Origin of the sequence: Streptomyces sp. NBC_00178 (genome assembly GCF_036206005.1) — a bacterium.
Lineage (GTDB): Bacteria > Actinomycetota > Actinomycetes > Streptomycetales > Streptomycetaceae > Streptomyces.
Map to the genome: position 1 here is coordinate 6,779,646 of NZ_CP108143.1, position 12,383 is coordinate 6,792,028.

A 12,383-nucleotide genomic window follows, 5' to 3' on the forward strand; every position below is an offset into this window, starting at 1 on the left:
CCGATGCCCAGCACCACCACGGACCGCACCCCTGCCCCCGTACTCGCGCACCCGCCGGACGCCGACGAAGCCGTCGGGCACACCATCCTCAACTGCCTGCTGCGCGAGGCGACCGCGGCGGAGGACCGCACCCTCGACGGTGAGCGGCTGGTCGTGCGCCTTCCGCACCAGGGCCTCCTGCTGGGCGTCGGCGTGCGCCGCCGCTCGCTGCTGGGCGCCCACCGCTTCACCGGCCCCGTCAGCGCCGCCGGCGGACCGGCCGGCCAGGTGTGGGAGACGATCGGCTGGCAGCGGCTCGCCGAACTGGTGCATGCCGAACTCACCCTGCGCACCGGTGTGGAGAACGACGAGTTCCTGGGCCAGGTGGCAGCCGGCCACCGCGCCGTCTCCAGCGCCCTCGCCCGCAGAGCGGCCCGTGCCGCGGGCGCGCCCGCGGCCCCGGAAGCCGACGGGCGCCACCCCGGAGTGCTCCTCCCCGGGGCCTGCGCACAGGCGACGGCGCGGCCCGGACCACCTCCTGACCGGGCGCGCGGTCACTCCGGCGGCGGGGACCTGCCGGAGGCGTCGCTCGCCGCGTATCTGGCGTCCGAGCAGTCACTGCTGCTCGGCCATCGCCACCACCCCACCCCCAAGGCGCACGGCGCCGACCCGGACACCTGGACCGCCTACGCCCCCGAGGAAGGAGCCCGCTTCCCGCTGCGGCTGCTCGCCGTCCGCGAGGGGCTCGTCGCCGAGGAGAGCGCCGAGGCCGGGGGATCGGCCCCCCTCGACCGGGCCGGGGACGCGCCGCCCGGCTACCGGCTGCTGCCCGCGCACCCCTGGCAGTACCGGCTGCTCGGGGAGCACCCCCTTCTGCGGGACGCCCTCGCCCGCGGGGACGTGCTCGACCTGGGCACGGCGGGGAGCCGGGTGGTGCCCACCGCATCCGTGCGCACGGTCCACGACGGGCACGTCTTCCTGAAGTTCAGCCTGGACGTGCGCATCACCAACTGCGTGCGCAAGAACGCCCATTACGAACTCACCGGCGCCGTCGCCCTGACCCGGCTGCTCGAACCCGTGCTCGCCGATCTGTCCGTACGCCATCCCTCGGCCGGCGTGCTCCGGGAGCCCGCCTACCGGTCCCTGGCCCTGCCCGGAGCCGGCGGGCCTCCCGACCGCGCGCTGCTCGAAGGCCTCGGCGTCATCGTCAGGGAGGGCCTCGGCCGCCACACCCCCGCGGGCACGACCCCGCTGCTGGCCGCCGCGATGGCCGACGAGTACCCACTCGGCCCGGGAAGGGTCTCCGAACTGCTCGCGGGGGCGGGACCGGGCGAGGCCGCACGCTGGTGGCGCCGCTACACGGAGCTGCTGATGCCGCCGGTCCTGACCGCGTTCTTCCGGCACGGTGTGGTCCTCGAACCCCACCTGCAGAACGTCGTGGTGTGCGTGGACGGTGCCGGTGTCCCCGCGCGGGTGCTGTTCCGCGACCTCGAAGGCACCAAACTCCTGGCCTCGCACCACGCCTCCGCACTCGACGCGCTCCCGCGCGAGGTCGCCGGCCCGCTGACCTACGACCAGGAACGCGGCTGGGACAGGGTCGCCTACTGCCTGTTCGTGAACCACCTCGCGGAGATCCTCGCCGCCGTGGCCGACCTCCATCCCGCGGCCGAACCCGCCCTCTGGCAGCAGGTGCGCGCCACCCTGACGCGGAGCGCCGACGCCCTGGGCGGACCGGCGGAACTGCGCCGGCTGCTCGCCGGGGCGCCGCTGCCCGCCAAGGCCAACCTGCTCACCCGGTGGAGCCGCTCGGCGGACCGCGACGCCGGGTACGTCCGCCTGAGCTCCCCGTTCGCCCCGAGCCCGGCCGGCCGGCCCCGCTCCCACTGACCCGCCCCGCCATCCCCTCCCGTACACCCGCGGGCGGGCCCTTCGACGAATGGACCACCGGTGCCCCCTTCCCTGCTCACCGAGGCCGTGCGGGCCGAGGTGCTGAGGCTCGCGCCCGGCGAACTCCCCTGTTACGTACACGATCTGCGGTCGCTCCGCGCTCATGCGGCCGCCGTGCGGGAAGCCCTCCCGCCGGCGGTGGAGCTGTACTACGCGGCGAAGGCCAACCCCGCACCTCAGGTCCTCACCGCCCTCACCCCGTGGACCGACGGCTTCGAGGTGTCCTCGGGCGGCGAACTCGCCCATGTCCGGGCCACCGTGCCGGGACGGCCGCTGGCGTTCTCCGGGCCCGGCAAGACCCCCGCTGAACTCGCGGCCGCCCTGGACGCCGGAGTGGAGCGGGTGCACGCCGAAAGCCTGCACGAGGTGCGGATGCTCATGGCCCTCGCCGCCAAGGGCCACATGCCGGGCCGGAGGCCGGTCCGGGTGCTGCTGCGCATCGATCCGCCCGTGCCCGACGGGGTGCTGGCGGGCAGCGCCCTCACGATGGGCGGCCGTCCCGCGCCCTTCGGCATGGCGCCGGGTGACGCGGCGGAGGCCCTGCGCCTGCTCACCGGAACGGACCGCACGGCGATCGAACCCGTGGGTGTGCACGCGCACCTCGCCAGTGGCCTGCCCGCGGACGCGCTGCTGCGCGTGGCCGGGGCCGTCGTCGACGCGGCTCGCGAACTGTTCCGCGGACACGGAGTGCGGCTGGACGAGGTCACGGTGGGAGGCGGCATGGCCGTGGACTACACCCGGCCCGCCGAGCGGTTCGACTGGGCCGCCTACGGTGCGGGGCTGGGCGCCCTGGCCCGCCTCCACCCGGGGACACGCCTGCGCGTCGAGCCCGGACGGGCCCTCACGGCGTACTGCGGGTGGTACGTGACCGAGGTGCTGGACGTGAAGCGCAGCCACGGCGAGGACGTCGCGGTGGTCCGCGGCGGCACGCACCACTTCCGGACGCCCGCGGCGAAGGGGCACGACCAGCCCGCCGAGGTGGTGCCGGTCGGCACCTGGCCCCACCCGTGGCCCCGCCCGGTGGCGACGGGCGATCGCGTGACGGTCGCCGGGCAGCTCTGTACGCCGAAGGACGTGCTTTCCCGGGGCCTGACGGCGCGCGGGCTGCGGGCGGGGGACCGGGTGGCCTTCGCCCTCGCGGGGGCGTACGCCTGGAACATCTCCCACCGTGACTTCCTGATGCACCCGCCGCCGGTCTTCCGCTTCCTCGGCGCGGCGGGGACGGAAGCACCTCCGGAGTGCTAACTTAGGTAAGCCTTACCTGAGGAGATGACATGACCGTCGCCCCTGCCCGTACCGCGGAGCTCTCGCACGCCGAGCGGATCCGCTCCGTCGTCGCGGCCGCCACCTCGCTCGGCCTGACCACCGCCGGCGCGTCCTACGACCTCGTCGCCATGCACGTGGTCGACGACAGGCGGCTCGTGCTCCGCGTGCCCGACGACACCCCACTCGCCGTGGAGATGGTGTGCGCACCGCACGGGAAGCTGGGCGCGCTGGCCGAGTTCACGGACGTCTCGCCCGTCCGGGCCTGTGACCGGATCCGTGCCCGGGTCATGCTGTCGGGCGAACTCACCCCCTCCGGCACCCGGCAGGACAACGTCATGATCCTGACCCTGGACCTCGCGCGGGCCGGCATCCGGCGGAACGGCCGGGTGGACCACGTGCACCCCGACGAGGTGTTCGCCGCCGGCCCGGACGCGCTCGCCCTGGAGGAGGCGGCCATGCTCGGCCACCTGGACGACGACCACCACGACGTCGTCACCCGGCTCGCCCGGCTGGCCGCCCCCGAGGTCCGCAGAGGGGTGGTCGACGTGCGCCCCTACGCCCTGGACCGCTACGGCTTCACCCTCCGCTACGAGTACGCCCAGGGGCACCGCGACGCGCGCCTGCTCTTCCCGGTCCCGGTCCGCGACGCCTCGGAGGTCGGGGTGCAGGTGGAGGCCCTGCTCCTCCGGGCTCGGCACCGCAGGGGCGGCGCCACCCACCTGTGACCGGGGTGTGGCTGCCGGTCCTGTGGCGCGGCACCCTCAGGCGCCGGCCGGGGCGGACGTGCGCCGGCTCTCCGGCAGCTGGCGGTCCAGCACACCTGCCAGATACACGGCGTCCTGTGGGTCATCGGCCCGGAACGTGAAGGCCCGGAACAGGCGCACCGACTCGACTGCCGCGCCCTCGCGCGCGAGTACGAAGACGAGCGTGAGGAACGCGGCCCGGGCGTTTCCGTCGTCGAAGGGATGGAAGAAGCAGACGTCGAGGAAGGCCCGCGCCGCGCGGGCGGCCAAGGGAAGTGGACGTCCGCCGTCCGCCGTGCTCCCGGCGAGACAGGCGTCCAGACGGTCCCGGGTGCCGGCGTCGATGCCGTACCGCTCCCGGCCCCCCTTGGCGAAAGCGGGAAGGGTGCGGAACGGGGGCGGCTCGGGTGTGGCGAGCACGCGTCGCTGCCAGGCGCGAAGGAGCTCGAAGTCGAGGGTGGCGCCCCTCGCCGCGTCGGCCCGCACCAGGGCCAGCGCCGCGAGCATGCCGTCCGCGCGCGCGGGGTCCACGGCGGCGTCGAAGGTCCGTATGTCCTCGGCTGCGCCGTCCCGGGACGGAGGGGCGGGGCCGTCCGTGCGGGTGTCCGGTGCCGCCGGCCACGGCACGGTGCCACGCACCGTGAGCCACTCCCGCAGATGGTCCGGCCGGCGCGCGGTCGGCCGCTCGCCGTCATCGGACCGCAGAGACAGGGAGAGCCGCTCCGCGACGTCCGTGACCAACGCCGTGTCAGGGCCGGTCCAGCTCAGGAATCGTCCTCCGATCGCCTTGTCGACCAGTTCCCCAGCGACATCGGGTGCGACACCCCAGTGGGTGAGGAACCAGGTCAGCACCTGACGGCAGTGTCCGTACCAGCCGCTGCCGCAGCCGGTGCGGTCGGTGACCTGGATGATGAGGTTTCGGGCGGCGCACTCCCACAGGATCCGCTGGTCCTCGACGTCGGCCAGGACCAGGGGATACGCCTCGAACCGCCCCGCGAGACTCTCCAGCCAGTCGCGCCACTCGGTCACGGCCGCGACGACACGGTCCAGCGTCTCGTCCGGGGTGCTGACGGAGTCCCGCGGGCAGCACCAGTGCGAGACCGGCCCCCCACCGACGTCGCCTTCGTCGTTCGACCAGCGCCACCCCGCCACCCAGCGGCCGTAGTGCAGGACGAGTGCCCGGGACATGGCGTCGGCCCAGGGCTGGGCCTTGTCCCGGGTCCAGGCCGTCATCACCGCGTCGGCGAAAGGGACACGAGGGCGTACGGGAACGCGCCCGGCCGGGCCGAGTACGTGCACCACCTCTTCCACCGATGAGCTGTCGAAGGGGTGGAGGGCCGGATCCACCTCGTGCCAGTCGAGCGCGTAGGGGGCCAGTTGGGACATCACCGCGTCAGCCTGCGGTGCCGGAGGGTTCCGTGCAAGCGGATTCGGCCGCGACCTCCAGCCCGGTCCCGCATCCCCGGTTCCTCCTCCGTGAGCCGCCACGCCGCGAAGCGCCGCGTGGTCCGGGGAAGCGTGCGACGGGGCGTGCATGCTGGTGACCGGGCCGGTGTCGCCGGGCCGGTGTCGGGGCGGGGCGTCCCCGGGGGCCCGCGCGACCACGAAGCGACATGACGAGGGGTCAGGTGCCGGAGGACCAGGAGGACCCACGCGCGGCGCAGCCGTCCGGGCCGGACGCGAGCGTGCTCGCGGACCGGCTGAAGGAGCGCATCTACGCGACGATCACGATGATCGCCGTGGTCGTGGGGCTGTCGTTCAGCGACGCCGGTGCCACGGGGGCGTTCGCCACGGTTCTGACCACGGCGTTCGGGCTGTGGCTCGCGGCCCTCGTCGCCGACCAGCAGGCGCACCGCACCGTGCACCGCCACCTCGCCACGGGCCGTGAACTCCGCAGGATGCTCTACGTCAGCAGCCCCCTGCTCTCCTGTGCGGTGGGCCCCGCGGTCATGATCGGGCTCGCGGCCCTCGACGCGCTGTCCTTGTCCGCCGCCCTGCTGACCGCCGCCGGCATCGGCGTCGTGTCGCTCTTCGCGTGGGGGTGCGCGGGCGGGCTGCGCCTGGGCGGCGGCGTGCTGTTGGCGTTGCTGGCGGGGCTGCTCGACGCGGCGATCGGTGTGGCGGTCGCCCTCGTCAAGGCTTCCGCCGGGCACTGACGGGGCGGCGCCCGCCCGGGAGGCGGCCCGTCTCGACGCGCCGCGCGGTCTGCGGGCGCGACACCGTGGAGCACCTGCACCAGCACGTCCGCACCACGTCCTCGCCGCCCCCGGAGCCAGGTGGCCCCGTGCCCGCGAGGACGGTCCGGATCGGCCGCGTACCGCTTCGGACCAGGCTGTACGCTGCGGGGATGCAGCCGTCCGCCTCATCACCCTCCGCGCGGTCGGGCCGCCCGGCCGCCCCCGCCCAGCGCGGGCTCCTGACGGAACGGATCGCGCGGGAACTCGAGCACGACATCCGCTCCGGTGACATCCCCGTGGGGACGAAGCTGCCCTCGGAGCGCGAGCTCGCCGGACAGTTCGGCGCCAGCAGGAACGTCGTCCGTGAGGTGCTGAGGCGACTGGAGGCGCAGCACCTGATCGAGGTCGCGCCGGGACGCGGGTCGTTCGTGCGCGAGCAGAGCCCGGGGCAGGCCAGGGGCTACGACGCGCTGTACAGGGCCGGCCGGCCGACCGTCCGCCAACTGATCGAGGCGCGGCTGCCGCTGGAGGTCGAGACGGTCCGCCTGGCGACCGAGCGCGCCACGGACGAGGACATCCAGGCCATGAGGTCCGCGCGGGACGCCCTGGCGTCGGCGAGCGACGTGGTCGTGAAGGCCAGGGCCGACATGGCGTTCCACGACGCGATCGCGGAGGCGAGCGGGAACCCGGTCCTGAGGATCATGCTCTCGTCCATCAGCGGGATGATGTTCGAGATGATGCTCCGCTCCAACTCCGATCCGTCGATCGGCGAGCCCGGAGTGCCGCATCACCCCGAGATCTTCGAGGCGATCGAGGCCCGCGACACGGAGCTGGCCTGCACACGCATGCGGGAGCACCTCATGCTCGGGCTGCGGACGTACGGGAAGGACCTCGACGTCCAGGTCGACGTCATGGCGCGCAACCACATCGAGGCGCTGCTGGACGAGACCGGCGGCAGCCGTTACGGCGGCGCCAGGGCGGGCGAATAGCCCGCAGCGTTCCCGGAACGGCGGTCGTGCGGCGCGGGGTCGCGGGCCGCACGGCCGGACGCCTCCGCGCGGTCGTCCGCAGATCCGGCAGGCCGAAGGGCTGGTCGGCGCGGTCCTCTCCTGTTAACGTCCCTCTGGTTCAACTGGTCCTACCAGTTGAACCAGTAGCAAACGCCTCGCGGCGGACAGCACACCCGCGGGGCGGGCACCACGGACGACAGCGCAGAGAGACGAGGACGGCGATGTCCACGAGCAGTCAGCTCCTCAGCCGGCGCTCCTTCGGCAGGCTGGCGGCGGCAGTCGCGGGAGCCGCCGGGACGGGGGCGCTCGGTGCGTGCACGAGCCGGGGCGGGACGCCCCCGGCCGGCACACCGTTGCGGATCATGGCGATCAACCACGTCTGGTCCCAGGCGATCCGCCGGCGGACGAAGGAGTTCGAGGAGCGCATCGGGCGACGCGTCTCCATGACGCTGCTCACCGCCGACCAACTGGCGAGCAGTTACAACGTGAAGCTCAACGCGTCGGGCACCGACGTGGACGTCATGATGGTCAGGGCGCTGCAGGAGCAACTGCTCTTCGCCCACAACGGCTGGCTGGCCGACCTGAGCGACCGCGTCGCCCAGGACGACGCGTTCGCCTGGCCGGACTTCCAGAAGGCCCCGCGCGAGGCATCCGTGACGGCCGGCAAGGTCCTCAGCGTCCCGGTCGTGACCGAGCGCCCCGCGCTGTACTACCGCAAGGACCTGTTGGAGGACTTCGGCGGCCCGCCACGCACCCTCGAGGCGCTGATGTCGACCGCCCGGGAGCTCGCCGACGCGAAGAAGGGCTTCTACGGGTTCGTCGGCCGGGGGCAGCGCAGCGGCGCCGTGTCCCAGTGGTCGAGCTTCCTCTACTCGCACGGCGGCGACTTCGTCGTGCGCGGCAGGTCGGGCATCGGGACCCCGGAGGCCCTCGCCGCCTACGAGTACTACGGCCGGCTCCTGGCCACGACCGGACCGCCGGGCGCCACCAACATGAGCCTCGAACAGGCCATGCCGATCTTCGCGCAGGGAAAGGCCGCGCTCTACGTCGACGCCGACGCGATCTACAGCAGCTTCCTCGACCCCGAGGTCTCGGCGGTCCGCGAGACCGTCGGCTTCGCCCCCTTCCCGGCCGGACCGGCCGGCGCCAGGCCGCACAACATCCCGTCCTGGAGCCTGGGGATCAGCACCTACTCCCTCCTGCGCGACGACGCCTGGGAGTTCATCAGGTGGGCGGCCGGCCCCGAGATGACCGCCGCCCTCCAGAAGGACGGGATACCGGGCGCCCGTTCCTCGGTGTGGTCCGACCCGGACTCCCTCGCGTCCTTCCCGCCCGATCTCGCCGAGGCCATGCGCCTCAACGCCGCGCGCGGCGTGGGCCACGACAGGCCCCGCGTCCTGCAGGTCGGCAGGGCCCGGGACATCGTCGGGCGCCCGCTCGTCGCGGGCATCCTCGGCGACGACGTACGGCCCGTCGCGCGGGACGCCGACGCGGAGTTCGCCGATTTCCTCGTCCGCGACAACCGCCACAAGGAGTCCTGATGTCCGCCACAGAGGTCTCCCGGGCCCGTCCCGCCGCCGCACCCGGCGCCGGTCCCGCCCGCGAGAGGCGAACCCGCACGTTCGAACAGGCCAACCGGCGGCTGAAGTGGACCATGCTCACCCCCGCGCTGCTCTTCGTCGGCCTGATGATCGTCTTCCCGCTCGCCTACACGATCGACCTCAGCCTGACCGACGCCTTCGGCGCGGTGAACGCGGAGAAGAAGCACGTCGGTCTCCGCAACTTCGCCGACGCGCTGGGCGACACCCGGAGGTTCTGGCCCGCCGCGCGGCGCACGGTGGTCTTCACGCTCGGCGCCGTGCTCCTGGAGACGGCGCTCGGCCTCGCCCTGGCCATGCTCATGCGCAAGCCGTTCCGGGGCATGCGATGGGTGCGTACGGTCCTGATCATCCCGCTGCTCACCACCCCGGTGGCGATCGGCATCCTCTGGCTGCTGATCCTCGACCCGACCAACGGCATCGCCAACCACCTCCTCGCCGGCATCGGGCTGCCGAGGCAGGAGTTCCTCGGCTCGGTCGGCCAGTCGCTGCCCACGCTCATGCTCATCGACGTGTGGCAGTGGACGCCCATGATGACCCTGCTGCTGCTCGCCGGGCTCACCACGCTGCCCGAGGAGCCGGAGGAGGCCGCCCGCGTCGACGGCGCGAACGGCTGGCAGCGCTTCCGGCACGTCGTCCTGCCGATGCTCGGTCCGGCCCTCGCCACCGCCCTGGTGCTGCGGGCCGTCGACGCGCTCAAGACCTTCGACATCCTCTACGCGACCAAGGGCCCGGGGGGCGGCTCGGACTTCGAGGTGGAGACCCTCAACGTCTACGCCTACGGGCTGACCTTCGACTACCAGGAGTACGGTTCGGCCGCCGCGGTCCTGGTCCTGTTCACCCTGTTCATCGTCGGCGTCGTGGTGCTGCTGCGCCGCCGGGGCGGAAGGAAGACCGCATGAGCGCCACCGTCACCCCCGCGCCCCTCACCGCACGGCCGGCGGCGCCCGTCCCCGCCCGCGTGCGCCGGCGAGCGGTCCGGTCGTGGCTCCGGGGCGCGGCCATCACGGTCGTGACCGTCGTGTTCGCGCTGCCCCTGGTGTGGATGGCCGCCGCCGCGTTCAAGACGAACGTGCAGGTGACCGACCCGACCGTCGGCCTATGGTTCCGCCCCACCCTGGAGAACTTCCGCAGCGTCCTCGAAGCCGGCCAGATCCTGCGGTCGATGGGCAACTCCCTGCTGGTCGGGGCCGTCTCCACAGTCCTGGCGGCCCTCATCGCCGTACCTGCCGCCTGGGCGGTGGGACGGTTCACCATGCACCGGACGGGATCGCTCATCCTCGTCGCGCGCATCGTGCCGGCCGTATCGCTGCTCGTCCCCTGGTACTACCTGTTCGCGCAGATGGGGCTGGTCGGCTCCTACACCGTGCTGATCCTGAGCCAGATGTTCGTCTCCGTGCCGCTCATCATGTGGATCATGATCAGTTTCTTCGCGGGGCTGCCCGTCGAACTGGAGGAAGCCGCGCGGACCGACGGACTGAGCGCCTTCGGTGCCTTCCGACGCATCGCGCTGCCCCTTGCCGCCCCCGGGACCGCGACCGCGTCGCTCCTCGCCTTCGTCTTCAGCTGGAACAACTTCATGTTCGCGCTGATCTTCGCCGACGACCGCACGCAGACGGTCCCGGTGACCCTCTTCAACTACATCTCGTACGCGAGCACCGACTGGGGCGGCCTGATGGCCGCCACGACGCTCATCACCCTCCCCGTCGTCCTGGCCGCCGTCCTCGGACAGAAGTACCTGGTGGCGGGCCTCACGTCGGGCGCCACCAAGGGCTGAACGGCCCGCCATCGCCGCACTAGCAAGAAAGTGTCTCCATGAAGATCGTCGACGCGCAGGTCCTGGTCACCAACCCCGGCCGCAACTTCGTCACCCTCAAGCTGACGACCGACGAAGGTCTCACCGGCCTCGGTGACGCCACGCTGAACGGCCGCGAACTCGCGGTGGTCAGCTACCTCCAGGACCACGTCGTCCCCCTCCTCGCGGGCCTCGACCCGCATCGCGTCGAGGACACCTGGCAGTCGCTCTACCGGGGCGCCTACTGGCGGCGCGGACCGGTGACGATGGCGGCGATCGCCGCGGTCGACGTCGCCCTGTGGGACATCAAGGCGAAGGCCGCGGGGCTCCCGCTCTACCAGTTGCTCGGCGGCGCCAGCCGCGACCGCGTGGCCACCTACGGGCACGCCAACGGCCGCGACATACCGGAACTCCTCGACTCGGTGCGGGCCCGCCTCGCCGAGGGATACCCGGCAGTGCGCGTCCAGTCCGGGATTCCCGGCCTGAAGGCGGTCTACGGCGTGTCGAGCACGGACGACCACGGCTCACCGGTCCTCCACCAGCAGGCCCGGCCGCTGGTGGAGGACTGGGACACCGAGGCCTACCTCCGCCACACGCCGACCGTGTTCGAGGCGGTGCGCGCCGAGTTCGGCCCCGAGCTTCCCCTTCTGCACGACGCACACCACCGGCTCACCCCGCTCCAGGCCGCCCGGCTCGGCAAGGACCTGGAACCGTACCGCCTCTTCTGGCTGGAGGACTGCACGCCCGCCGAGAACCAGGAGGCGCTGCGCGTCGTCCGCCGGCACACCACCACACCGCTCGCCATCGGCGAGGTCTTCAACACGGTGTACGACTACCAGACCCTCATCACCGAGCAGCTGATCGACTACGTGCGGTCCGCGGTCACGCACTTCGGCGGTGTCAGCCCGCTGCGCAAGCTCTTCGACTTCGCCGCGCAGTACCAGATCAAGAGCGCCGTCCACGGGCCGGAGGACATCTCACCGGTGGGCATGGCCGCCGCCGTGCATCTCGACCTGGCCGTGCACAACTTCGGCATCCAGGAGTACTCGGGCCACACCCCGCTCACCGATGAGGTGTTCCGCCACGCCTACACCTTCACCGACGGCCACCTCCACCCCGGCCAGGCGCCCGGCATCGGTGTGGAACTCGACGAGGAGCTCGCGGCCGCGCACCCCTACGAAGCGGCGTACCTCCCGGTCAACCGGCTCCAGGACGGGACGGTGCACGACTGGTGAGCGGCTGCGGAAACCCCGTCGACCCGGATGCCGCGTCAGAGGGATCCTACGGTCATGGAGTTCTTCTGCTACCACCGTGACCGGCCGGGTTCCCTGCCGCGGCGCCTCGAACTCGTCGAAGAACACTGGTCCTACATGGACCGCTTTGCGAAGGAGATGATCGCCAGGGGCCCGACCCTCGCAGCCGACGGTGAGACACCCACCGGCAGCGTGCACCTCGTCGACCTGCCCGATCCGGCCGCCGCCCGCGCGTTCGCCTTCGACGAGCCGAACCACCAGGCCGGCGTCCACCGCGACGTGATGCTGCGACGATGGCGGAACACACTGGGGCGCACCATGGGGGACTTCCCCGGCGGCCGGGACGACGGCAACCGGTACCTCGTGCTCGGCTTCGGCGCGGGCCCGGCCGCCGATCTCGCGCTTCCGTCCGACCGCGAGGGGCTGATCGCCTACGGGCCCCTGCTGTCCGACGACGGCGGCACCTGGCTGGGCACGGCGGCTCTGGTCCGGGCGCCGGACCCGGACGCGGCGCGCGCCGTCCTCACACCGGAGCGGTACGCCGCCGTCGAGGTGCACGGCTGGCGGGCAGGCGGGCGCCCGTCCTGACCGGGTGGCGACGCCGAGTGGCGGGCA

At 73.0% G+C, this 12,383-nt stretch carries 11 protein-coding genes; 10 read left to right on the forward strand and 1 reads right to left on the reverse strand.

Annotated elements, in window-relative coordinates; genetic code table 11:
• The first annotated feature begins 3 nt into the window (after positions 1-3).
• From OHT61_RS29715 to OHT61_RS29725, 3 genes are read left to right on the forward strand one after another with little or no spacing between them, the layout of a single operon-like run.
• Positions 4-1,866 carry an IucA/IucC family protein gene (locus OHT61_RS29715; RefSeq protein WP_329042421.1) on the forward strand — a complete coding sequence of 621 codons (1,863 nt, stop codon included), beginning with the start codon at positions 4-6 and terminating at the stop codon, positions 1,864-1,866.
• 60 nt (positions 1,867-1,926) lie between these two features.
• Positions 1,927-3,171 carry a type III PLP-dependent enzyme gene (locus OHT61_RS29720; protein ID WP_329042422.1) on the forward strand — a complete coding sequence of 415 codons (1,245 nt, stop codon included), beginning with the start codon at positions 1,927-1,929 and terminating at the stop codon, positions 3,169-3,171.
• A 29-nt stretch (positions 3,172-3,200) separates the two neighbouring features.
• A complete protein-coding gene (locus OHT61_RS29725) occupies positions 3,201-3,917 on the forward strand; it encodes a DUF2470 domain-containing protein (RefSeq protein ID WP_329042424.1) in 717 nt (238 codons plus the stop codon).
• 36 nt (positions 3,918-3,953) lie between these two features.
• On the opposite strand, the gene OHT61_RS29730 is transcribed toward OHT61_RS29725, so the two are convergent.
• Positions 3,954-5,321: a cell filamentation protein Fic gene (locus tag OHT61_RS29730; RefSeq protein WP_329043433.1), complete on the reverse strand. Its 1,368-nt coding sequence runs from the start codon at positions 5,319-5,321 to the stop codon at positions 3,954-3,956.
• Positions 5,322-5,548: 227 nt separating this feature from the next.
• Here OHT61_RS29730 and OHT61_RS29735 point away from each other — a divergent pair, with 227 nt between their 5' ends.
• The 7 genes from OHT61_RS29735 to OHT61_RS29765 all read left to right on the forward strand — a co-directional run bounded on the left by OHT61_RS29735 (position 5,549) and on the right by OHT61_RS29765 (position 12,356).
• Positions 5,549-6,091 (forward strand): hypothetical protein, encoded by a 543-nt coding sequence (locus tag OHT61_RS29735; RefSeq protein WP_329042425.1) that lies wholly within the window; start codon positions 5,549-5,551, stop codon positions 6,089-6,091.
• A 191-nt stretch (positions 6,092-6,282) separates the two neighbouring features.
• Positions 6,283-7,101, forward strand: a complete 819-nt coding sequence (locus OHT61_RS29740; protein WP_329042426.1) for a FadR/GntR family transcriptional regulator — start codon at positions 6,283-6,285, stop codon at positions 7,099-7,101.
• Between the two features lie 242 nt (positions 7,102-7,343).
• Positions 7,344-8,663, forward strand: a complete 1,320-nt coding sequence (locus OHT61_RS29745; RefSeq protein ID WP_329042428.1) for an ABC transporter substrate-binding protein — start codon at positions 7,344-7,346, stop codon at positions 8,661-8,663.
• On the forward strand, positions 8,663-9,622 hold the full coding sequence (locus OHT61_RS29750) for a carbohydrate ABC transporter permease (RefSeq protein ID WP_329042430.1): 960 nt from the start codon (positions 8,663-8,665) through the stop codon (positions 9,620-9,622). Before OHT61_RS29745 ends, OHT61_RS29750 begins: the two co-directional genes overlap by 1 nt.
• Positions 9,619-10,497 carry a carbohydrate ABC transporter permease gene (locus tag OHT61_RS29755; protein ID WP_329042431.1) on the forward strand — a complete coding sequence of 293 codons (879 nt, stop codon included), beginning with the start codon at positions 9,619-9,621 and terminating at the stop codon, positions 10,495-10,497. The genes OHT61_RS29750 and OHT61_RS29755 overlap by 4 nt, the downstream gene beginning before the upstream one ends.
• Before the next feature lie 38 nt (positions 10,498-10,535).
• Positions 10,536-11,750, forward strand: a complete 1,215-nt coding sequence (manD, locus tag OHT61_RS29760) for a D-mannonate dehydratase ManD (RefSeq protein ID WP_329042432.1) — start codon at positions 10,536-10,538, stop codon at positions 11,748-11,750.
• A gap of 54 nt (positions 11,751-11,804) precedes the next feature.
• A complete protein-coding gene (locus tag OHT61_RS29765; protein WP_329042433.1) occupies positions 11,805-12,356 on the forward strand; it encodes a YciI family protein in 552 nt (183 codons plus the stop codon).
• Positions 12,357-12,383 lie beyond the last annotated feature (27 nt).